This is a genomic window from Achromobacter sp. E1 (assembly GCF_037039475.1).
GTDB lineage: Bacteria > Pseudomonadota > Gammaproteobacteria > Burkholderiales > Burkholderiaceae_B > Achromobacter > Achromobacter mucicolens.
This window is the reverse complement of record NZ_CP146253.1, coordinates 4763989-4785190: the sequence shown is the minus strand read 5'-3', so window position 1 is coordinate 4785190 and position 21202 is coordinate 4763989. Positions and strand designations below refer to the sequence as shown.

Annotated in this window: 18 protein-coding genes; all 18 read right to left on the bottom strand. The window is 71.6% G+C overall.

All coding sequences use genetic code 11. From position 1 onward, the window contains the following. Nucleotides 1–15 precede the first annotated feature (15 nt). The 18 genes from V6V88_RS22285 to V6V88_RS22200 are packed head-to-tail and all read right to left on the bottom strand — an operon-like array spanning nt 16 to nt 21135. The gene (locus V6V88_RS22285) at nt 16–3141 is read right to left on the bottom strand and encodes a DUF6519 domain-containing protein (protein ID WP_338616369.1); all 3126 of its coding nucleotides are present in this window, start codon (nt 3139–3141) and stop codon (nt 16–18) included. Between the two features lie 25 nt (nt 3142–3166). Next, a complete protein-coding gene (locus V6V88_RS22280) occupies nt 3167–5260 on the bottom strand; it encodes a phage tail protein (protein ID WP_338616368.1) in 2094 nt (697 codons plus the stop codon). Beyond that, the gene (locus V6V88_RS22275) at nt 5257–8382 is read right to left on the bottom strand and encodes a putative baseplate assembly protein (protein ID WP_338616367.1); all 3126 of its coding nucleotides are present in this window, start codon (nt 8380–8382) and stop codon (nt 5257–5259) included. The genes V6V88_RS22280 and V6V88_RS22275 overlap by 4 nt, the downstream gene beginning before the upstream one ends. Continuing rightward, nucleotides 8379–10835: a putative baseplate assembly protein gene (locus V6V88_RS22270; RefSeq protein ID WP_338616366.1), complete on the bottom strand. Its 2457-nt coding sequence runs from the start codon at nt 10833–10835 to the stop codon at nt 8379–8381. Before V6V88_RS22270 ends, V6V88_RS22275 begins: the two co-directional genes overlap by 4 nt. Further along, nucleotides 10832–11194 (bottom strand): GPW/gp25 family protein, encoded by a 363-nt coding sequence (locus V6V88_RS22265; protein ID WP_128827156.1) that lies wholly within the window; start codon nt 11192–11194, stop codon nt 10832–10834. The genes V6V88_RS22270 and V6V88_RS22265 overlap by 4 nt, the downstream gene beginning before the upstream one ends. An 11-nt stretch (nt 11195–11205) precedes the next feature. Continuing rightward, complete coding sequence (locus tag V6V88_RS22260; RefSeq protein WP_338616365.1) at nt 11206–11529, bottom strand: hypothetical protein; 324 nt, start codon at nt 11527–11529, stop codon at nt 11206–11208. A gap of 24 nt (nt 11530–11553) precedes the next feature. Beyond that, on the bottom strand, nt 11554–12069 hold the full coding sequence (locus V6V88_RS22255; RefSeq protein WP_056326117.1) for a phage baseplate assembly protein V: 516 nt from the start codon (nt 12067–12069) through the stop codon (nt 11554–11556). Next, entirely contained in the window at nt 12066–13214 is a 1149-nt protein-coding gene (locus V6V88_RS22250) for a hypothetical protein (protein WP_227741290.1), read from the bottom strand. Before V6V88_RS22250 ends, V6V88_RS22255 begins: the two co-directional genes overlap by 4 nt. Then, nucleotides 13186–13527 carry a LysM domain-containing protein gene (locus V6V88_RS22245; RefSeq protein WP_338616364.1) on the bottom strand — a complete coding sequence of 114 codons (342 nt, stop codon included), beginning with the start codon at nt 13525–13527 and terminating at the stop codon, nt 13186–13188. Before V6V88_RS22245 ends, V6V88_RS22250 begins: the two co-directional genes overlap by 29 nt. After that, entirely contained in the window at nt 13524–14177 is a 654-nt protein-coding gene (locus V6V88_RS22240; protein ID WP_338616363.1) for a hypothetical protein, read from the bottom strand. The genes V6V88_RS22245 and V6V88_RS22240 overlap by 4 nt, the downstream gene beginning before the upstream one ends. Further along, nucleotides 14174–14443, bottom strand: a complete 270-nt coding sequence (locus tag V6V88_RS22235; protein WP_056326128.1) for a hypothetical protein — start codon at nt 14441–14443, stop codon at nt 14174–14176. Before V6V88_RS22235 ends, V6V88_RS22240 begins: the two co-directional genes overlap by 4 nt. An 8-nt stretch (nt 14444–14451) precedes the next feature. Next, complete coding sequence (locus V6V88_RS22230; protein ID WP_338616361.1) at nt 14452–15612, bottom strand: DUF4157 domain-containing protein; 1161 nt, start codon at nt 15610–15612, stop codon at nt 14452–14454. Nucleotides 15613–15619: 7 nt separating this feature from the next. Beyond that, complete coding sequence (locus V6V88_RS22225; RefSeq protein ID WP_338616359.1) at nt 15620–15862, bottom strand: hypothetical protein; 243 nt, start codon at nt 15860–15862, stop codon at nt 15620–15622. Next, nucleotides 15859–17802 (bottom strand): ATP-binding protein, encoded by a 1944-nt coding sequence (locus V6V88_RS22220; RefSeq protein WP_338616358.1) that lies wholly within the window; start codon nt 17800–17802, stop codon nt 15859–15861. Before V6V88_RS22220 ends, V6V88_RS22225 begins: the two co-directional genes overlap by 4 nt. Continuing rightward, entirely contained in the window at nt 17799–19091 is a 1293-nt protein-coding gene (locus V6V88_RS22215; protein ID WP_223572652.1) for a DUF4255 domain-containing protein, read from the bottom strand. Before V6V88_RS22215 ends, V6V88_RS22220 begins: the two co-directional genes overlap by 4 nt. Beyond that, nucleotides 19088–19876, bottom strand: coding sequence for a hypothetical protein (locus V6V88_RS22210; RefSeq protein WP_338616357.1), 789 nt, complete (start codon nt 19874–19876; stop codon nt 19088–19090). Before V6V88_RS22210 ends, V6V88_RS22215 begins: the two co-directional genes overlap by 4 nt. Further along, the gene (locus V6V88_RS22205) at nt 19873–20598 is read right to left on the bottom strand and encodes a hypothetical protein (protein ID WP_280002600.1); all 726 of its coding nucleotides are present in this window, start codon (nt 20596–20598) and stop codon (nt 19873–19875) included. The genes V6V88_RS22210 and V6V88_RS22205 overlap by 4 nt, the downstream gene beginning before the upstream one ends. 12 nt (nt 20599–20610) lie before the next feature. Further along, nucleotides 20611–21135 carry a phage tail protein gene (locus V6V88_RS22200; RefSeq protein WP_056326957.1) on the bottom strand — a complete coding sequence of 175 codons (525 nt, stop codon included), beginning with the start codon at nt 21133–21135 and terminating at the stop codon, nt 20611–20613. Nucleotides 21136–21202: the final 67 nt, after the last annotated feature.

Genomic DNA, 21202 nt, shown 5'->3' with positions numbered 1-21202 from the left:
CGCCTCGGTCCACGCTCACACCGTCACCACGTTCAACCCGCCGTTCGCCAGGCTTTCCGGATTGGCGCCTGACACGAACAACCGGAAATCGTTGTGGGCAAAGTTGCCGATCACCTTGGCCTGCGTGGCGATGAGCGCGCCCGCATCGCCGTTGGTCAGAAGGTCGTTGCCCGTCACCGCCGCGTCGAACGCCGGGAAATGGCTGTAGGCCTCCAGCGCGTTGTCGGCCGCGCGCAGGCAGCGCCACGCGGCAAACTCGCCGCCGGTCTGGATGATGGTGAGCATGGCGCGCGCGGCCTCGGCGCCCAGCCGCATGCTGGGCAGGTGATTGCTTTGCAGGGTCAGCGTGCCGTCGCCTTCCGGCACCATCTTGCCGGTGCGGATGCCGCCGCCCAGCAGCTTCAATTGGTCCATCGTCAATTCCGGAAAATCCTCTGATTCCGCAAAGAGCGCAATGCCGCCGCGCAGGCGGTTGTCGCGCACGGTGGTGTCGGCATCGTTGTCCAGCAGCGCCAGCGCGCACGACAGCGGATCGGCCAGCAGCGCGGCGGCCAGCGCGGCGATGGCCGGGCGCAGGCGCTTGGCCACCGGCGTCTCGCGGCCGACCTGCGTTGCCAGCGTGGTCAGCGCCGCCTGGACGCGCGGCGTCATCATCAACGCATTGCCGGTCGTGCCCGCGCGCAGCAAGGCCGCGATCTCGGCGGTCATCGCCTTGCGCGCGTCCATGGGCTGGCGCGACAGCGCCAGGGCGGCGCGATTGTCGTCATCGTCCAGCAGCGCGTCGGGCGCCAGCGCCCGCTTCAGCGCGGCCAGCGTGGGGGCGCGGGTAAAGAGCTGGTCAAGACGTTCGGCGGCGCCGCGGCCGGCGGCATACAGGCGGCATGCCTCGATGTGCACGCGCCGGCTGCCGTCGACGCGCACCAGGCTGTTGCCGGGACCGGCCGGACCGGTGCAATCGACGCGAGAGAGCCGCAGGTCGGCGCATTGGTTGAAGGCGATGGCGCCCGGCTGCCCGCGGCGCGCGATCGCGAGGTCGGCCATGGATACGCTGGCAAAGCCATCCAGGCTGAACAGGCGCTCGTCCAGCATCAGCCGGCTGGCCGATCCGCAGCCATGCAGCATCAGGCGCACGCGCGGCCCCTTGATGATGAGGTCGTCGTCCAGCTTGTGCTCGCCCGGGGTCAGGCACAGGCAGATGTCCATGCGGTCCTGACCGATCAGCGTGCGCAGCGCCTTGTCCAGCGTTGGAAAATCGCCCGCCGGGCCGACGGTCAGGCAGCAGCCGCCGCCATGCGTGCGCCGGCACAACGCGTCCAGCGCTTCTTGCACCGAATAGGCCTGCTCCGCGAGCAGGTCCGCGCAGTTGCTCGGGTCGTAGGCGACCTCGGATGCGAGGGCGAGGGTGGCGGTGTAGCGCAGCGGCAGATAGTGGTCGGGCGCGGGTTGGCCCGCCCGCAGCAATTGCGCGGTGGCGCGTTGCACGGGACGGGCCGCGTCGCACGCAAGCGACCAGGCGATCGATGCGATGCCGTCGGCGCCCGTCGTCACGTCCTGGGTGACGGCGCCATTGGGCAGCCGGCCAGCATCCACGGTAAAGCGCACGACGGCGCCCGTCACCGGCAGGCTGCCGTTGGCCACGCCCGCGCGCAGTTCCGACGGCAACGCCACCACGTCCGGGGTCATCGCGGGGTTGGGCTTGACGCTCTGGCCGTCGCCGCCCGCGTAGTAAAGCTGCGTCAGTTCCGTCAACGCGGGAAAGAGGGGGCGGCAGTCGCTGACGGCGGTCCACGCGCCGGCCTGCCAGCGCAGCAGCGCCAATCGTGCGAATGCGCGCAGCACGCCGGCGGGCGCGTTGAAGGCGGGCTTGCCGTCGGGCAGTTGCGGCCATTCGATCGACGCGGTGGCGGTGCGCGCGGGAATGAGCCAGTAGTCGCCCACGCGCAGGCGTCCGGGCGAAAACTTGATCTCAATGCCGTCCTGTTCCAGTTCCACCCAGCCGGCGTTGGCGCTGTTGATGGGCGCGGGCGTGATCTCCGCAACACCGTCCCAGCGGCGTACGCGCGGGTTGGCCGGAAAGCGGGCGGCGTCCAGCGCGTGGCCGATCAGGCTGGCCGGGTCGATCATGACCGTGTTGCCGTCGGTGCGCACGACCTGCGCCAGCGGCCCCGGCTGTCCCAGCAATTCGTGCGTGTCGTCCAGAAACTCCACCCAGCAGCCCGCGGTGATGGCCAGCACGTCGTCGCGGCCGATGCTGGCGACTTCGAACTCGTTGGCCACGGGATCGTCCAGCCAGCGCACGACGCGCGAAAGGATGCTGCCGTTTTCGCGCGACCACTTGTAGCGCGCCTTGCCAGCGCCCGCGCCGTCCTGGTGGATCTCGATGCGGTACAGATGGTTTTCCAGCAGGCGGTAGCCGGCGTCGGGCGGCAGCTGGCACGGCGTCTTGGGCGGCACGCTGGCCTCGGCGCGCGCCGCCATGCGGGCGTCGGGCGCGGCGGTCAGGGCGTCCCACGCGGGCAGCGCGGACAGGCAGGTCAGGGCGGCGTCCGGCGCGCCCACCTGCATCAGCTTGACCTGCCAGACCGTCTTTTCGCGCGTCGCGGTGTCGGGGCCGCCCAGCGCGACTTCGCGCATGCTGGCGTCGCCGGCCGGCAGGTCCAGCGTGCACAGGTGGCGCTGCCACGCTTCCAGATAGGCCAGGTACAGGCCTTCGGGCGGCGGGGCGGCCTGGCCGCCCGAGCCGAAGACGACGATGCCGTCGATGTCGGCGGGTGTCAGCGCGGGCGGCGGCAGCGGCAGGACGGACGCGCCGGCGGGCAGCACGGGCGATGCCGTCAGGGGCATGTCGGGCTGCTTGGCCACGGTGGCAGGCTGCGGGTTTTCGCAAAGCAGGCCGTCCAGATACAGGCGGCCTGCTGACAGCGACAGGTCCTTGCCGGCAGGCGCCAGTGCGAAGCCGGGCGCGGCCAGCGGCACGCCCACGGGGCCCACGGTGTCCGCCGTTTCGGTTTCGATGCGCCGGTTCAGGATGTCCTGCTGCTCATTCCAGTCCGAATCCATCTGCACGCGGCCCTGCTGCATGCGGACGGCCCGGTAGCGCCGGGCGGGGTCGAAGGTGAGGCGGCTGAGATCGGCTTTCATGATGTTGTTCCCGAAGACAGAGGGCTCAGTTCACAGGGATCAATCCCGCTTCGAGGCCGAAGCGCAGATACTCGTCCAGCGCCTGCCGCAGATTGGCTTCGCGCTGGGCCTGCAGCAGGAAATTCCAGGCGCCCATCTCGGCGCCGTTGTCCGCGCCCTCGCGGATCTCGGTCGCGCAACTGCGGGCCAGTTGGCCATACGACGGTGAGCCGAACGTGGTGGCGGTGAACGACGGAGCGACACGCGCCGCCGCGCGCTTGGCGGCCGCGCCGGTCAGGTCTTGCATGGCCAGATCGGGCTGGCAGCGGTAGCGGCGCGGCGTGACGGACGGCATGGGCACGTGGCAATAGCGCACGCAACCCTCTTGCCGGCGGTTGATGGCAAGCGTGCCGCCGAACAACGTGTTGGACGCGTCCAGCCGTCCGGCGGCCACGCGCCCGAACAGCGTGCTGGCCAGGATGCGCAGGGCGCTGTCGTCCACATCGACCGCGGCCGCGGCGCTGCCTTGCGCATCGATGAGGCTTGCGTCGATCTCCACCGACGCAAGCGGCGATGCGCAGCGCACGGGCCCGCAGATGCAGCGCGTCAACCGCAGTTCCAGTTCGGGCGCGGCGCCCGTGTGACGCACGCCGCCGCGCGCCGGCACCAGCGTGCAGTGGCGCAGCGCAACGGCGCGCAGCGCCCCTTCCAGCCGCAGGCGCCCATCCACAAGCAGCCCGTCGAGCCGGATGCGGGTGCTGGCGTTGCCGCGTACGCGCCAATCGCCTTGCAGCACGGGACGGCGCAGCGGCGCGGCCTCGATCGACAACCGCGTGTCGGGCAGCACAAGATCGGGGGCCAAGGTCTCGGTGCCATCGTGGTCGATCACGATGCGCACCCGCTGGCCCGCCAGCACCGCGGCCAGCGCCGCCGTCAGCGTGGGCGTGGCCGACGAGGGTACGCGCAGGAGGGTGTCGAACGCGTTGTCGAACGCGTCATCGCCGTCGGTCGTGCTGCGGGCGTAGGGGCCCGCGCCGATGTCGCCGGGAAAGCCGTAGGCATGGCGCACCTGCACCGATTGCGCGGTGACGCCCGGCGGCAGGGCCAGCCGACCGCGGTGCGGATCCAGGCCGACCAGCACGCCGCCCGCGCCGGGAAAGCTGCGGTCCGGCCGCCCGGGCTTGCGCGACTTGAACAACAGGGCGGTGTCGGGCCGGCGCCACTGTTCGGGCGCGACGCCGGGGATAGGCGCAAGATTGCAGATCACCAGATGCTCGGCGGGAACCGGCTGGCCGTCCAGCCACACCTGCACGGCGGGGCCGGCGGCGCTGTCGGCAAACCAGCCTTGCGGGGGCGCGTCGCCATCGGTCAGGGCCTGGCGGCGCGCTTGCAGTTCCGCATGCAGATCGCGCCAGGACAGCGGTTCGGGCACGTTGATCGGCTCGGCCAGGTGGTCGATGTCGGTCTCGGTGCGCGGCCGGTTGAAAAAGGGCTGGTCGCGGCCCAGCGGATCGATGGTGTAGAAGCCGTCGTGCGTGGTGGCGCGCGCCGCATCGCCGCGCTGCACGGTGTACGACTGCAACCGCCAAAGAAAGAGTGCGACGTTGGGCAGGTTGTAGCGTCCGGCCGGCAGCGCGCGCACGTGGGCGGTGTGCAGCTCGGCACCGAAGGGGCCGTCCACGCGTTCCATCGCGCGCGAATCGCGCAGGTCGGGCGTGCGCAGCGCGTGCGCGCGGGGATGATTGACGTGCTGCGTGGTGGCGACGCGCTCGAAGCACTCGGACACGCGGCTTGGCCAGCCGGTGGCGTTGGCCGCCAGTTCTTCCAGCACCAGCGCCGTGCCTTTGCGGCGGCGCAGCCGCAGCGTGTTGGCCACCAGCGCCCGCGGCGAAAAGGCGGCGTCCACGGGATACAGCGCGCGCACGCCGAGCAGGTCGCCCAGATAAGGCACCACCCAGTCCTCGCAGGTTTCGATGAACCAGTTGTCGTAGAGCCGGTCCACGTCGGCGTCCACCAGCGCGCCTTGACGCGCCAGCACGTCCAGCAGCGCGCGCAGCGGCCCGCCGGCGGCGGCGTCGCGTTCGCGGTAGAACGCCGGCAAGAGGGCCATCAGGGCATCGGCATCCAGGCGGGTGTTCATGTGCGCTCCGACAAGTCGATGCCGGCGGGATCCGGGCGCAGCAGCTCGGCAGGCTGCAGGGCGCCCTGCTGCCAACGCGCGGTGCGCGCCGGTAGCAGGGCGTCCGGACCGTTGCTGCGCCGCGCGCCCGCGCCGTCCAGACCGGCATTGAGCACCAGTGCGTCCAGATCCACCCACGCGACGCCCGGCACGTCCTGCAAGACGGCAAGCACCTCGGCGCCGTGCACCGGCTGGCCGAACGCCCGCGCGGCAAAGCCGAAGGCATCCAGGACGCGCGCGCGGGCGGCGACCAACACGGCCGCCGCTTCAAAGCGCGGATCGATGCCCAGGCCCGCCCGCAGGCCGAAATCCAGGTAGCGGCACGGCGCCACCTTCAGCGGCTGGTAGGGCGGGCGCGCCGCGTCGATGGCCGCGAGCAGGTTGCGATACAACGCGCCGGCCGAATCCAGCGCGGCGCCATCTTCGCCCGCGACGGTCAGGTGCACGAGCCGTTGCTCGCCGTCCCACTGCCATACGGCCTGCGCCTTGCCGATGCCGGTAAAGGCGGCGGCGAAATCCTCGAAGTCGCGCAGCGACACGATGCGGTCCAGCGTGCGCACCCGCAGCGGCGCATTGCGGCGGGCGGCGTCGCCCGCTTCGGGGTCCACGCCGCCGGTCGCGGGCGCGGGGTTGACGACCGCCTTGACGCCGGGCGCGCGCGTGAGCAGCACGCTCAACTGGCCGGGCGCAACGTTGCCTTCGCGGCCGAGGCCCACGCGGTAACGCGCCTGGACGTTGCCCGATCCGGACGGCAGACGCGCGCCATGCAGGCCGTCGCCGAACTGCACGGTGGCCCCGCCGCTGTCGTCCACCCGCAGCAGATATGCGCGGTCGTCCGGCGCCAGCGCGGTGATGCGCGGCGCCTCGTCCCACAGCAGGCCGTCCACGCGGACTTCCAGGCTGCTCGCCGCGCCGCTGGCGGTGGGCGCGGGCACGAACGTCAACGGCTTTTGCTGCAGCGTGAAACGCTGAAACGCGCGGTTGCCGGCGCCGCTGCCCAGCACCTCCGGCTGGATGCGCATCTGCCGGCTGTCGCCGTGGCTGGCGGGCGCGACGTTGGCGTTGATGCGCACCGTGGCGGGCAGATAGGCGTGCGCCAGGTCGGCGTCCAGCACGAGCGTCGTGCGGCCGCCAGCGCTGTCGTTGCGTTGGATGCGCACAATGTCGCTGGCGTCGGCCAGCGTGACGGTGGCGCGCGCGCCATCCTCGAATTCCAGGTCGGCGCTTGCGCGGTCGCGCGCCACGCGCACGTTGGCCACGGCGTCGCCGCGCAACAGCCGCTCGCGCGGCGCAACGTTGGCGGCATCGGTTTCGGTCAGGATCAGGCCCGACACCGCCAGCACGCGGTCTTGCGGCAGGTCGGGCTCGTACGACGCCAGCACCAGCGTGTGGCCTTGCGTCAGCCCCGAGGCCGGACGCACGCCCCAGTCCAGCGGGTCGGATTCGCCGTAGGCCGTGGTCTCGCGCAGGGCGTCGTTGAACTGCTCGCGCACGCGCTCGCCCCGCAGCGTAAGGCGCGTGGTCGGTCCCGCCAGCGCAAAGCCCGTGCGCGCGTCGGGGCCCGCGTCGGCAATGCGGTACAGCTCTTCATAGCCCGGCATCGACAGCACGGTCCAGCCGCCGGCCACCCATTTGGGATAGGAGGCGTCCAGGTGCACGCCGTGCACGTCGCCCGGGTACAGGCTGGCCGCGGGAATCGTCTGGCGCGCCAGGCCCGGTCCGGACCACGCCAGCACGAAGGTGGCGTCGCCGCCCGCCTCGTAGTATTCGATGCGGATGTCGTGCTTGCGCCCCGCCACGAGCCGCGCGCTGGCGCTATATTCGGTGGGCGATTGTTCGCGCCACTGGTCGATGAGCAGGTTGCCATCCACCCACAGCCGCACGCCATCGTCGGCCGTGACGTGAAAGGTGTAGCTGCCGCTGTCCGGGGCGCGCACCCAGCCCGTCCAGCGCACGCAGAAGTTGTCCGCGGGCACGCCGTCGCCGGGGCCGCCCGCGGCCCAATGAAAATCCAGCTGCGGATCGGTGCGGGTCATCACGCGCTGGCTGAAGGTGCGGCCACGGTGATACTCGCCGTACAGCCCGGAGCCGGGGCCGCTGGCGCCGGGCGGATCGGACACCTCGGCCAACGTATAGCCCGGCCACTGCGGAAACTGGCTGAATGACGGCTTGGCGTCGTCGGGCATGCCCAGGTAAGCCGCGCGCAGCGTGGCGGGCATGGCGCGCCAATCGGGCGCGTTGTAGCCGAACAGGCGGGCCTGCGCGCGCAGCGCGAAGCAGCGCGGGTTGCGCCCGGCGGGCTGCACGTGCGGCGCGGCGCTGCCCAGACCGCGCTCCAGCGAGATCAGCGTATAGGCGGGCGCGCCGTCTTCGCCGGGACCGGGCACGTATTCGCGGACCTGCGTCAGGCGGCGGAAGTCCCAATTCTCGTTGCCCGGATCGCGCGTGCGTTCGTCGCCGACGACGAGCACGGCGTCACCGGCCTTCAGGCGCGTGGCCGCGCCGGCCAGGCACAGCGTGCGCGCGCCAAAGCGCGGCGGCGCCGGTTCCAGCCACGCCAGTTCCAGCGCGTTCCAGGCGGCGCGCGCCTCGACGGCCTGCAGGGTTTCAAAGGTCTGCGCGCGTTCGTCCTGCGCGGGCACGCTTTGCGCGCGGGTCCAGGGCTCGATGCGGGCGCGCGGGGGCGCGCCCGGCGCGGTTTCCAGCGAGAACGCCAGCCACGTCGTCGCTGCCACGCCCGGCCGCAGTTCATAGCCGATGGCCCGGGCCAGCGACTGCACCGACCGGCGCTCGGTCGCGGTCCGCAGGTAGCCCTCGTTGCCGATCCGCTCCTGATAGAACGCCAGCACGTCCAGCACCGCCGCCCAGGCGTCGAACAGGGCAATGACGGGGTCATCGCGATCGCGCGTCGTCAGCGCCGCCAGGGCGGGCGAGCGCGCCAGATCCGCCGTCAGGCTGGCGAGAAAGCGGCCGTGTGTGCCGATGCGCAGGCGCAAGGCGGGCTGGCCGGGCGGATTGGTCAGGTCCGACGGCGTGAGCGCGGGCTGCCCGGCGCAGCAGCCGCAGTCGTCGCGAGTCGTCATGATCCGCCCTCCACGATGAAGTCGATGCGGCCGTTCTCCGGGAAGTTCGGATCGCCGTCGGCGCGCAGCACTTCCAGCGGCGCGGCCAGCAGACGGCCAGTGTCCAGTTCGCCCGCCGGGTCGCGGCCCCAGCGCTGAAAGCGTTCTGCCCGCGCCGACGCCACGCCCGGCACGGCCATGACGGCGCGCATCAGCGCCGACAGCGCCAGCGGCGTGCCGAAGGTGAAGCGGTCGGGATGAAAGAAGCCCGGCCGGCCCGCGCGGTCCTGGCCCGCAGAGAAGGCGTCGCGCAGCGCCGCCTTGACGTCCGCGGCGAAGTGGCCGGGCGCGGCGCAGACGCGCACCAGGATGTCCAGCGGCACATGCACCGGGTCCGAGAACTCCAGGTCCTGTCCGGCCAGCCGGAAGCGTTCCATGAAGGCGCGCAGCGCGGCGCGAAACGGCGCATCGACTGCCAGCCCGCCGCGCCGGTCCACGGTCAGGAAGACGGTGTGCCAGCTGCCCGTCCAGCGCAGGCGGGCCGCCGCGCGCTGCACCTGCGGATGGCGCTGCGCAAGCCGCGCATAGTCGTCCGCGGTGACCGCGCGCTCCTGCACCCGGAAGGCCTCGGGCGCGTTGAGCTTGATCGCATCGGCCGGTTCCGGCGCCGCGCCGCCCTGCGCGGGCAGGGGATTGCGCACGCGCGCCACGCCCAGCATCAGGTCGGGATCGTCGGTGACGAGCGCGCCGATGGCGTCCGCGCCCACGTTGCCTTGCGGCCCGCCACCCAGCCGATAGCGCGCCAGCAGGCGTTCGCCGGGCGCGGGCGCGGCGCCATAGCGGTTGTCGCCAAAGCGCAGCCAGGCCGCGCCGTCGTGTTCCATCTCGACGACGAATTCGCGCGCGTCGCGCGCGCTGACCAGCAGGCTGCGCTGGGGCGACCACGGCGGGCTGGCCGGGGCGGGCACGTCGCCGGGCTGATCGGCGTCGTCGGCCTGCAGCGACATGCCGCTGGGCAGCGCGCGGCGCGGGTCCTGGGCCAGCGCCGCGCTGGCGGGCAGCGGCCCCGCCACGGCAAGCTCATGCCGGTAGGGCTCGGCGCAGGCCAGGCCGGCATCCGGCAGGCGCGGCCGGTAGGGCCGCGCGGCAAACGCATCGCGCGCCGTCGCGGTGTCCGGCAGCAACGGCGTCCAATCGCGCTGCATGCCGTGATCGGCCAGGACCACGTTGCCGCGCGCCACCGATACCGCGCGTTTGACCAACGCGCCGCCCTCGTCGAACTCCTGGCTCACGCACAGCGGGAACGGCAGCGCATCGTCCGGATGCCAGGCGATCAGCAGCAGGTCGGTGCCGGTCAGGTCGTCGCGGCCGGTGCGCGTTTCGGTCAGGCGCACGGCGTGGCGATGCGTGCGGTCCGCATCGGCCTTGCGGCCCGTCAACGGGTCTATCGTCTCTTCGAACACCAGCACGTCGCCGGGCGCAAGCGCCAGCGGCGGATCGTTCACCAGCGCCGCCTGCGTCCGGCCGCGCGGCAGGCAGTACGCCGGGTCGGCGAAGTCATGCAGGAAAATGCGGCTGTGCGCGGCGTGCAACAGCAGGTCGTGCAGCGTCTCGAACACTTCGATGCCGGGCGCGGGCAGCCCGTCCAGCGCTTCGCGGCGGCGCACGGGGGCCGCAAGCGCGGCTTCCTGGGAACTGGTCAATAGCGGCGTGCCGGCCGGGATGACCTTGCCTTCGCCCGCCGCGTGGGCTTGGACAGTGACGAAGACCCGCGCGTTGCAGCCGTCATGCAAGGGATAGTCCAAGAGGCGCGCATGACGGCGCAATGAGGTTCGGCGGCGCGCGGTGTCCAGGTACGCTTCGGTGGCGGCGGCGTCCTGCGCGTACGACAGGTGGTCGGCGGCATAGGCCAGCGTTTCCACCAGCGCCACGGTGAAATCCGCGGGATTGCGCTCGGTGAAGTCGGGCATGCTTTGCGACAGGCGGTCCAGCATCAGCCGCCGGAAGCTTTCGTAGTCCTTGGCCAGGTAATCGATCAGCGGCTCGGACGGCACGGGCGCATCGCACGCGCGCGTATCGGCGCAGTCGAATTCCGACGGGCACCCGGCCTTGAAGTTGATCTCGATGGTGGACAGGCACAGGTCAAAGCCCGGCGCGGGCGCGTCGGGATCGGCGGGGTTCACCAGCGCCAGCGTGTACCACGAGAAGTCGCCGGCCTTGTCCACGCTCAGCCGGATCTCGTTGCCGGACAGTACCGGGTCAGCAGCCAGCGCAATGCCGCGGATGCGCGTGCCGCCTTCGATGCGCACGTGGGCGCGGCCGATGCCGGACACCGGATGCACGCACACCACGCGCAGCGTGCGCTGGTCGGCCGCATCGATCTCGACGAAGGCGATGCCGTTGTCGCCGGGCGGCTGCTGGGCGCGCAGCAGTTGCAGGCGGCGGGGATTGGCGCTGCGGAACTGGCGGTTCATGGCACGTCCCGGGTAAAGCGCGCCAGCCGCCGTTGCTGGCCCTGGCGCAGCACGTACTGCACGTCCACCTGCAGGGTGGCATCGCGATGCGCGACGTTGACGGACTCCACCGCGATTCGCTCGCCCAACCACTGCTGCAGCGCACCCTGCACGCTCATCTGCACGGCGGCGGCCAGCGTATCGCTGTTGGGCGCAAATACCAGTTGCAGCAGGCCGCAGCCGAAGTCCGGCCGGTTGACGCGTTCGCCGGGCACCGTGAACAGCACCTGTTCGATCATGTCGCGCACGTGCTCGGCGTCATCGGCATCGCGGCTGCGGCCGCGCGCGTCGGGCTCGAACGGAAAGCGCAGGATGGCCATGGCGGTGCGCCTTACATGCCCACGACGCGCGCCTGCGCCTGCAGCGCCAGCATGGGCGTGCCAGTGGGCGTGCAGATCGACGCGCCGGCCTGCAGCGCGGCCGGCTGTCCGCCGACCAGCACACGCGTCGCGCCGCTTAACCACATGCCGGTGACGCAGGGCCCGTTGCCCGGGGGCGGGGGCGGAAAGGCGCAGCCCGCGATCGAATACGTCGACAGGATGGTCACGGCCGGCTGGCCCGACAGCAGCACGCGCGGGTTGGGCGACAGGGGAACGGCCTGGCCGCCGTGCGAACACTGCACGGTGGCGCCTAGATGCAGCAAGGGTCCGGGCATGGCTGCGCCTCCTGTGATGCAAAGTCAGGTCACCGTCAGGGCGCCCTGGTTGATGTTGACGGCCGGACCGGCAAGCATCACGGTCGCGCCCTGGCCGTTGGACAGCGTGATGCCCACGTCGCTGATCGAGATCATCGCGCCGGTCTTGGTCTTGAGCAGGATGCCGCCCGTGGGGCCGGGCAGGTCGGAAATCATCAGCGTGTTCTGTCCACCCGTCTGCAGCACGATGCTGGGCGACACGGGCAGCCCCGCCAGCGCCAGCGCGGGCACTTCGGCCGCCGACCCCCAGAATCCGCCGACCCAGATCGGGTAGTCGGGCTTGCCTTGTTCGAACTCCACCCACACGCCCGAACTGACCTGCGGCACCACGAAGACGCCGCTCTGCTGGCCGGCGAACGGCACGCAGGGCATGGCCCAGCTTGAGACGCCCAGACCCAGCACGTCGGGCACCTGCACCTGGATGCGGCCCATCTGCATGGGATCGACGTTGTTGATCACCACGCCGCGGAATTTGCCGTAGTGGCGTTGGGGGTCTGTCATGGCGGCACCAGGGGCAGGGTCGAGATCAGGCCATTGCGGGCCAGCGAGAATTGCTGGCGGAACTCGCCCGCCTTGAGCGTGCTGTCCACCCGCTTGACGTAGTACAGGCCGTCGAACGCCAAGCCCGCGCCGCGCACGCCCACAAGCTGGCGCGACTTGAGCACGTGGCCGTAGCGCAGCACGTTCAGCGATCCATCGGCGGTGACCGCGTCGGCGGTCGTGCCGGCGGCCATGGCCAGGCCGCGTCCCAGCGCGGCAGCCGGGGACAGCTTGGCCGTGTCCTTGAGCAGCGTCAGCCCCTTGGCCAGCGGGGGCAAAAGACCGAGCGGCGGGCTGGCCAGGCTGATGTCGGGCACGGGCAGGGGAATCGGGAATTTGGTCAGGGGGTTCTGGATGAAGATGACGGGCAGCGCGGCGTCCGACTGGTTCACCGAGAACGACAGCGACTCGACATTGCTGTGCACGTCCATGCCCAGGTTGAGCGCCGGCTGCACCGGCCCCAGCCGGATTTCGGGGCCCCAGTACGCCACGTTGGCGCCGGGCAGCGGGCCGGGTTCGATGTAGAACACGTGGCCGACTTCCGCGGCCAGCTGGCGCACATAGGCCAGGTCCGTGCCTTCATGCAGGGGAATGCGTTCGACGGGGATCGGCACATCGGTGAACGGCGACGGCACGACGAGCGGCAGCATGCCGTACAGCGCGTAGCGGCCGATGATGGCCGCGACACGCGCGGGCGGCGGCATCGCGGGGTAGGGCAGGCCGCTCATGTCCTGCTTGTCCATCGCCACCGTCAGGTCCTCGCCCGTGACGGTCAGGCGCGATTGGCCGGGGGCGTTGCCGTCCGTGATTTCCTGGCGCGTGACCAGCCCGTCCATCAGCACGGTGGGCAGCCCGTTCAGCGTGGCGATCAGGATGACCCGCAGCCACGGCACCTGGCCCCCCGCGATCACCAGCAGCGTGTGCAGCGGCGAGCGGTTGCTGACGGTGAACGAGAGCTGAAAGCCCCCCGGGCCGTCGGCCGACGACGACACCTCGACGCGCTCCAGGCCGTCCATGATGGGCCGCGGCGCGGGCACGGGCAGGCCGGGCCCCACCAGCAGCGTCAGGTGCACGCCGCTAAGCATCGCCGCCTCCGAATTGGCCATTGAAAGGCGCGCCCAGCGCGGCGGGCAGCGTCACGCGCAGGCTGCGGCCGGGTGTCTCCAGCGCGGCCGGGCGCGGCGCGTCGTTGCCGTCCGCCAGACGCCAGAACTGCAGCGGATCGCCCAGCGCAGCCGCCGCCAGCCGGTCCAGCCGGTCGCCGGGGGCGACGGCCACCTCGCCGACCGCGGTAAGCGCCGCCGGGTCCGGCAGGAAGCGGCGGCGCAGGTAGACGAGGGGCCGGCCGTCGGGCCCCGGCATTTCAGCCGTGGGCACGCCGTGATACCGGCTGTTGGCGGAAAAGCGCTCGACGCTCATGGCAGGGACTCCAGTCCGACGGAGCCCAGGTCGCCCAGCCCCGCCAGCGCGGCCAGCCGTTCCTTGCGCTGCTGATACACCAGGTACAGATGACCGCCCTTGTCGCCGAAGCCCAGGTCGCCGACATGCAGCACGCGCAGGCCCAGCGAGACCTTGGCGCGGATCGGATTCAGGCGCGCGTCGAAGGCCTCTTCGGTGATCGAGAAATCGGTCACGCGCACCGGCACCACGCGTTCGCGGCTCCAGACGAAGAGACTCAGCGGCGCGACCGTGGGCGCGATCTCCAGCGTGCCCAGATTCGCGATCTGGTTGTTGCGGATGAGCGCGGCGCTGTCCGGGTAGACGATGGTCTCCAGCGCCGCCAGCTGCGCGTGGATGCCGGTGTCGCGCGCGTTGCGGTGTTCGTCCGGAAACTCCAGCTGGTCGGTCGCGTCCAGCTCGGCGTCCAGCCGGATCGTCTCGGCCGGCGGCCCCTTGAGCCGCAGCGGTTCGCCCGCCGCGCCGCCGTCGTCCACGCTTTGCGGCTGCAGCGATCGCGTCAGCGTCTCGGGGTTGTACTGCAGCGAAATCACGCGCTGCACCGCCCCGCTGGACGGATCGATCAGGATGATGCCGCCGCGCAGCAGGCGGGGCGAAAGCGGTCCGCTCATGGGTAGGCCTGCGGCTCGGCGGCGTTGCGCACGGCGGTGATGCGCTGCGCGCCCACCAGCGATTCGGGCCAGTTGCGCGCCGCGCTGAACAGATCCGGGCGGTAGTCGAACTCCAGCACGAAGCGCGATACCGGCACGCGCGCCACGCAATCGATCTCGACGGCGCGCAGTTTGCCCGGCGGCTCGTCGACCATGGTGACGTCGGCATAGCGCGTCTGGCACAGGTCGAGCACCTCTCCCACGGTCTTGCCAATCCAGTCTTGCATGACGGCTCCTAGATGAGGCTCATGTTCTTGGGGACCGCGCTGGCGGCGTCGGGCCGGCAGGCGCGGTAAAAGCAGACGCCGCAGCCGTCGATCGATGCCCGCACGGCGGTCTCGACCTTGGCCTGGAACGTGCCGGTGGCGGCGGCAAAGGCGTCGTTCCAGCGCGTCTTGAAATCGACGTTGCGCTTGCGGCAGTCGTACACCGCTTCGTAGTCCTGGATGTTCAGCGCGTAGTGGCAGCTACCCGCCCCGATGTACTTGACCCAGCCCTGGTTGCCGGCCATGAAGTTGGCCACGTCCGCGCCGGAAAACGCCACGCCCAGCTTGGATCCTTCCGAGCTGCTGTAAGGATGGGTGTGGTACGTGCCGAGGGTGTAGTCGCCCTTTTTCTCGGCGGGCAGGCTGATGCTGCCGCCGCCGCCCGAGCCCGTGCGAATGACGCGCTTGCCGTCCTTGTCGGACACGATGCGGCCGCCATGCTCCTGCACGGTGTCGCCGCCGTGCCCGGACTTGGACCAGGCCTCGTTGACCGCGTCGTACACGTCGTCCGGCATGGTGTGCGTGCCGGGGCATTTGCGTGCTTCGGCCTCGGCCACGCGCAGGTCGCCCATGCCGGCGCGCTGCACGGTTTGCGCCAGACCTGGCGCGGCGATGGGCTGGGACAGGCTGTGCGCCGCGCGGTCGGCCTGAGCCTCAAGCGGCGAGTTGGCCGCACCCAGTTCCAGCGGCAGCCCGGGCCGGTAGCGTGCCTGCTGCTGCACCACGTGGGCCAGTTCATGCGCCAGCAGTTCGCGGCCCTGGCGCGTGCGCGGCGCATAGCGTCCGGCGCCGAAGGCGACGTGCGGGCCGACGGTGTAGGCCTGCGCATGCAGCGCGCGCGCCGAGTCCGCGGCCCGGGCATCGGCGTGGATGCGCACGCGGCCGAAGTCGTGGCCGTAGCGCTGCTCGAATTCCGCGCGGTCGGCGGCGGCCAGCGGTTCGCCGGGGCTGCGCAACACGTCCTCGACCTGATCGGGCACCGCCGTCTTCGCGCGCCCGCCCAGCGGCAAGGCCGCGCAGCCGGACTTGCCGCCGCTCTTGCCACCGCATCCGCAGGCGCAGCGGCGCAGCACCAGGCGCGAGCGCGGCGGCGCGGTGTCAGGTTGCGGCGTGAACAAAGCCGTTCTCATGGCCAGCTCAATGCTTGAGGTGGAACGTGTCGGCGATGGCGCGCCCCGCTTGCGCGCCGGCCTGCTCCGGCTGCGGGCCGTCCGCCACGGTGCGCACCTGATCGGCGCTGCCATCGGCGGCGGCGCCGTTGTGCTGCGCGGCGCGCCGCACCAGTTCGTGCACCAGGGCAGCCACGAACGCATTGCGCTGGGCGGCGTCGTGGCTCGGCACGCTGAGCGCGCGGATATGCAGATGGATTGCGGATTTCATGGCCATCCCCTCGTTTCGGCGTCGGCCAGGGGCCGCTCGCGTTTGGCGGCTTCGGCGTGCGCGGCTTGCAGCACGTGAGCCATGGTGACATCGGAGCCGGCGTCGGCGGCCAGGAAGGCCGCGTTCAGCGCGACGTTGCGGATGCTGCCGCCCGTCAGGTTCAGCCGCGCCAGCTGGCGCGGATCGAGGTCGCGGGTGGGCGTGGCGGTCGGGAACACGCCGCGCCAGATGCGCGCTCGCTGGTCCTGGTCGGGAAACGGAAACTGCACGACAAAGCGCAGCCGCCGCAGGAATGCGCTGTCCAGGTTGGACTTCAGGTTGGTGGTCAGCACCGCCAGGCCGCGGTAGGACTCCATGCGTTGCAGCAGGTAGCTGATCTCGATGTTGGCGTAGCGGTCATGGCTGTCCTTGACCTCCGACCGCTTGCCGAAAAGCGCGTCGGCTTCGTCAAAGAGCAGGATCGCGCCGCCGTCCTCGGCGGCCTCGAACAGGCGCCGCAGGTTCTTTTCGGTTTCGCCGATGTACTTGCTGACGACGGCGGACAGGTCGATGCGGTACAGGTCCAGCCCCGTCTCGCGCGCCAGCGCTTCGGCGGCCATGGTCTTGCCGGTGCCGCTTTCGCCGGTAAAGAGGGTGGCAAGGCCCAGGCCGCGCGACTGCGCGGCGGCAAATCCCCAATCCTGGTGAACGCGGTAGCGCTGGCGCAGATGCGCCGCGATCTGGCGCAATACCGCCAACTGCGGCTCGGGCAGCACCAGGTCGTTCCAGCCTGCCGCGGGCGTCAGGCGCTGCGCCAACCCGTCCAGCCGGCGGCGGCTGGCCTGCGCACAACCCTGCCACAGCACGGCGGACGGATCGGCGCCGTCCGCCATCAGCGCGGGGGCGAGCGCCGCGGCGGTGAGCTGCAAGGTGCGCGAGTCCAGTCCAAACTGGCTGGCTGCATGGTCCACCGCCTGGCCCGCACGCGCGGCTGCCTGCGGACCCAATGCCTGCCGCCACAAGGTTCGGCGGTCCGCCTCCTGCGGCCGGGTCACGGGGTAGTGACGCGACGCGGCGCGCAAGGCGACCGGCTCGCGCACTCCCACCAGGCACAGGCCGCCGGCCTGTTCCACCAGATGCCGCGCCGCGGGCGGCAAGCCGTCGGACGCGTCGACATACAGGCCGGCGCCCAGCAGCACGGCCTCGCGCTGCCAGAGCGTCAGCATGGCGTTGCGCTCGGCCGCGTCCGCCGGCACGTCTTCGGCGGCCAGCGCCAGGCACGCCAGCCCGGCGGCATGCGCGGCGCGCGCCGCCACGTCCTCGTGCGCGCCGGCATCGTCGCCTTCCAGCACGAACACCGGCAATGGCGTGCCTTGCGCGGCGGACACCTGCGCGGCGATCTGCTGCGACGCCTCCGCGTGCGCGGGCGCGGCGTGGGGCAGGGGCAGCGCCGGACGCAACAGCGGGCGAAGGCGCGCGTCGGGTTCGTTCAACCCGGCCAGGTAGTGCAGCACGCGTTCGTCGATGCGCAACCGCGCGGTGCTCAAGTCGGTGGTGTCGTCCACGTCCAGCAGACGCCAGCGGCGCAGCGGGCGTTGCGGCGACAGCGCGCTCCAGTGCGCGCCTTCAAGCTCGGCCAGCGCCAGCGCGAAGCTGGCGTGGCGCTGGCCGCCGCTGCGGCTGTTGGCGTGGGCGCAAAGGTCCGCCAGCACCGCGTCCATCTCGATGCCGGCGCACAACAGCAGCAGGTCGCGCTCGAACGCCGAAAGGCCGAAGATGGCCGTCAGCTGGTCGATGGCGGCGTCGCCGTCCATGGCGGCGCGCGCCTGGGCCAGCTGTTGCGCGCCGTGCCGGGGCGGCCGGCTGCCGGGCTTGCGCAGCCGAGCGCGCAGCCGCGTGAACTCCGCGGCCAGCAATTGCTGGTTGGTTTCGGTCCAGCCGGTGGGCGCGCGCGCGTTCATGGCAGCTCGATCTGGCGGTCAAGGTAGCGGACGGGGACCGACTCGCGGTCCACCAGCGGGCTTTCGATGCCGTCCACCCGCAGTCGCGCCAGAAAGCGCGTACCTGCTGGCGGCGCGTCGCGCCATTCGAAGATGAGCGCGCTGGCGGGCGCGGCGGCGGGTTCGGCGGGCAGTTCCCGGTCTCCCAACAGCAGGCTGGCGGCCTGGCCGGGCAAGAGCGGGGGCGCGATGCCCAGCGTCATGCGTACCGTGCCGCCGTTGCGCGTGGCCGAGGCCGGCGGCAGCACGGGTTCGGGCGCCAGCACCAGCGCAAGCTGATTGCTGTCGCGCGGCAGGCCGGTGTCGGCGGCCTGCACGTGGGCATGCACGCGGTACAGGCCGACAGGCAGGTCTGCCGGCATCGTCAGCCGCAGCCAGGTATCCGTGCCGGCCTCGACGGGTACGTCGCGCTCGGCGTCCAGCGTGGCGTGGCGCAGCGTCACCCGCCGCGCCAGGCCGTCCAGATGATGCCCCACGAGCGTCACGGATCCGCCGGGCACAGCAACCGGTTGCCTGCCCGCCGGTTGCACGGACAAGAGCGTGGGCAGCGGCGGCGTCAGGCCGGGAAAGACCAGCACGCCCCGGTCGCGCGGCGTGCCGGGAATAGCCTCGCCGCGGGTCAGCACGGGCAGGGCGCCGCGCGCGGGCCGGCGCGATTCGATCAGCACCACCGACACCTGGAACGCCGCGGTCGGCCGGTAGTGGGCCTGTAGCGCGGACCACAGGCGCGACATCTCTTCGGCGCCCAGCGCCGCGGGCGTGATCTTCAACAGTTCGATCTGGCTGGCCAGGTCCGCGCCGCGCAGGCTCTGGTACACCGTGGGCAGGATGGCGCCGTCGACCACGTCCGGATCCAGCGCGCGGCGCACGGCCTCGCGCGGCAGCACGGCCGACTCATGCAGCAGTTGCAGCGCGTAGCCCAGCAGCACTTCGGCCTGCAGTTCGGCGCGGCCATAGGCTGTCAGCAGATAGTGCAGATCCAGGGCCAGCGGCGGATTGGCGATGCGGTCGCCGGCGGCATCGCGCGACGGCAGCGCCGCATTGCGCCATGCGGCGTTGGGCGTGACCTGATGCAGGAACAGGTTCAGCTGCGGGTCTTCCTGGTTGTCCAGCGACACGGCGTCGGGGGCCAGCGCGGACACCTTGACGCCCGCGCCCAGCGTGTCCGTCACGGCGTGGTCGATCATGCCCGAGTCGAGCAGGTCCTTGATGACGGCAGTGACCGCCGCGATGGCCAGCGCGTTGCTCATGGCAGCCCCGCGCGCCGCGCGGCCAGGTAGTCGCGCAGCGAGAGCGCGGACGATCGCGGGGCAGCCGCCGCGCGCGGGGGCGGCGGGGGCGCGACCTCAAGGCGGTCGATGGTGATGTGCACGTCGGGCGCGGACGATTGCGCGGCGGGACGAGGCGCAGGGGATGGGGCGTCGCGCCGTGCGGCAGGGAAGGGTAGCGATTCTGCGTCGGCCGCATTGAGGGCGCCCGGTGCGTGGGCGGCATCGGTGACCGCCTGCGCGGCGAACACCGGTGTTGCGGACTCGGCGCGATCGGGCGGCGCCACGCTTGCGGAAACGGGCCGCTGCGCCTCAATGGAGATTGAATCCTGATCGCCCGGATCGGGCAGGAACGCGCTGCGTAACGGCGGGGGCGCCGCGACCGAGCGCTGCGGCGCGCCGGACGTTCGCATACCGGCATCGGTTACTGGCGCGTTCGCAATGAAGTGCCGCTGCGGCATCGCCGCTTCGCGCCCGGAGGCACGTGCATGCACGTCCGCCGCCTCGTCGGCATGTGCGTGTGCGGCGAAGGCCGATCCTTGTGAAAACCTATGCTCCAGACGGTTCCCGGTGTCCGCCAAGCCACTGCCGGCCTGCGCGGCCGGATCGTGCCCGGCAAGGTGACCGTCCTGATCCTGCGCGTCGGCGCCCAACGGATCCCGCGGCACGACGCCATGCAGCGCCGCGGCAAGCGGCGAAGGCGCGCTGCGCAGACGCGGGGCGGTGCCCAGGCTGCGGCTGGCCAGCTGGCGCAGGAATCCGCTCATGGCATGGCCTCGCTGTCGGCCATCGCCAGGTAGGCGGCGCGCCGGGCCGGGCCCAGCGCCAGCACCTGCGGCTCGGTCCAGCCGTAGGCGCGCGCCAGGCGATGCACGTCCCGCAACAGGCCGCGCGCGCACAGGCTGATGTCGTCCCACAGGCAGATGTCGGCATCCAACGCCGCCGTCCAGGCGTGCGTGCAGTCGGTGCAGCGCAATGACAGCTCGATGTTGGCGGCGGGGTCCAGCGCCTCCATGCGCGCCTCGATGTCGTCCAGCGCCGCGCCTTGCGGCAGGCTGGCCTCGGGCGGTGCGCCGACGCGGCACGCGCGCAGCAACAGGGCGAGCGCGGCTTCGCTGTCGGCGGCCATCGCCGCGTGCGCCTGGTCCCGGCTGCTGGGCAGGCGCCAAGCGGCGCCGTGCGCGTCGAACATGGGTTCGGCGGACCCGCGCTCCGGCGGCGCGGGCAGGGTCTCGATCAGCGCGGCCAGATCCAGGTCGAACGCCATCGCCGCGCCGCACGCCGGGCAATCGGCGCAGGCCGGCAGCCGCGCGCCGAATGTCGCGCGCCGCAGGCGCAGCAATGCCAGCGTCCGCCATCCGACCGGCCGTGACGCCACCTCCTCGCCGGGCATCGCCACGGCCAGCGCGCGCAGGCCACGATCTATCGGGTGGCGGTCACGGCCTGCCTCCCACAGCGCAAGAATCTGCGATTCGATCAGGGCGTTCATCGCGGCGCTCCATCAAGCCGGCTCGACAAAGCTCGGTTCGGACGGCTCGGCAACTTCGTAGTCGCGCTCCCATCCTTCGTTTTCCAGCTTGATGGTCTGAATCGCGACGGCGTTGGCGTTGGCGTCCAGATCCGGGATGGCCTGGTATTCCGACACCCAGCAGCGGAACACCTTGTAGGCCAGCACCAGTTGCCCGGCTTCGTTGTAGACCTCGATGATGATGTCCTTGCGAAAGTTCTTCAGCGACACCTCGCTGCCCAGCCCCGAGCCAAAGTTCCACACCTTGTTGGCCCACTGCTCGAACTCGCGGTCGTGCGTGACGCCGCGCTCCAGCGTCACCGCCTCGTACTTGCTGCGGCCGGGGGACTTGCGCCCGCTGGACGGGTCGCCGCCTTCGCGGTGCTCGACCACTTCGGTGGTGCGCTTGAGCGCCGACACCTTGCTGATGCCGGCCACATAGCGGCCATCCCACTTCACCCGGAATTTGAAATTCTTGTACGGGTCGAAGCGCTGCGGATTGACGGTGAACTGCGCCATGGCAATCTCCTGGTAACCCTGGTCGGCGGGCGTTGCGGGCCGCAAGCGGCGCCGCCGCCCGCCGGGC

Coding starts and splice junctions, on each gene's coding strand:
- V6V88_RS22285 (WP_338616369.1), bottom strand. CDS start 3,141: ATGAAAGCCGATCTCAGCCGCCTCACCTTCGACCCCGCCCGGCGCTAC.
- V6V88_RS22280 (WP_338616368.1), bottom strand. CDS start 5,260: ATGAACACCCGCCTGGATGCCGATGCCCTGATGGCCCTCTTGCCGGCG.
- V6V88_RS22275 (WP_338616367.1), bottom strand. CDS start 8,382: ATGACGACTCGCGACGACTGCGGCTGCTGCGCCGGGCAGCCCGCGCTC.
- V6V88_RS22270 (WP_338616366.1), bottom strand. CDS start 10,835: ATGAACCGCCAGTTCCGCAGCGCCAATCCCCGCCGCCTGCAACTGCTG.
- V6V88_RS22265 (WP_128827156.1), bottom strand. CDS start 11,194: ATGGCCATCCTGCGCTTTCCGTTCGAGCCCGACGCGCGCGGCCGCAGC.
- V6V88_RS22260 (WP_338616365.1), bottom strand. CDS start 11,529: ATGCCCGGACCCTTGCTGCATCTAGGCGCCACCGTGCAGTGTTCGCAC.
- V6V88_RS22255 (WP_056326117.1), bottom strand. CDS start 12,069: ATGACAGACCCCCAACGCCACTACGGCAAATTCCGCGGCGTGGTGATC.
- V6V88_RS22250 (WP_227741290.1), bottom strand. CDS start 13,214: ATGGCCAATTCGGAGGCGGCGATGCTTAGCGGCGTGCACCTGACGCTG.
- V6V88_RS22245 (WP_338616364.1), bottom strand. CDS start 13,527: ATGAGCGTCGAGCGCTTTTCCGCCAACAGCCGGTATCACGGCGTGCCC.
- V6V88_RS22240 (WP_338616363.1), bottom strand. CDS start 14,177: ATGAGCGGACCGCTTTCGCCCCGCCTGCTGCGCGGCGGCATCATCCTG.
- V6V88_RS22235 (WP_056326128.1), bottom strand. CDS start 14,443: ATGCAAGACTGGATTGGCAAGACCGTGGGAGAGGTGCTCGACCTGTGC.
- V6V88_RS22230 (WP_338616361.1), bottom strand. CDS start 15,612: ATGAGAACGGCTTTGTTCACGCCGCAACCTGACACCGCGCCGCCGCGC.
- V6V88_RS22225 (WP_338616359.1), bottom strand. CDS start 15,862: ATGAAATCCGCAATCCATCTGCATATCCGCGCGCTCAGCGTGCCGAGC.
- V6V88_RS22220 (WP_338616358.1), bottom strand. CDS start 17,802: ATGAACGCGCGCGCGCCCACCGGCTGGACCGAAACCAACCAGCAATTG.
- V6V88_RS22215 (WP_223572652.1), bottom strand. CDS start 19,091: ATGAGCAACGCGCTGGCCATCGCGGCGGTCACTGCCGTCATCAAGGAC.
- V6V88_RS22210 (WP_338616357.1), bottom strand. CDS start 19,876: ATGAGCGGATTCCTGCGCCAGCTGGCCAGCCGCAGCCTGGGCACCGCC.
- V6V88_RS22205 (WP_280002600.1), bottom strand. CDS start 20,598: ATGAACGCCCTGATCGAATCGCAGATTCTTGCGCTGTGGGAGGCAGGC.
- V6V88_RS22200 (WP_056326957.1), bottom strand. CDS start 21,135: ATGGCGCAGTTCACCGTCAATCCGCAGCGCTTCGACCCGTACAAGAAT.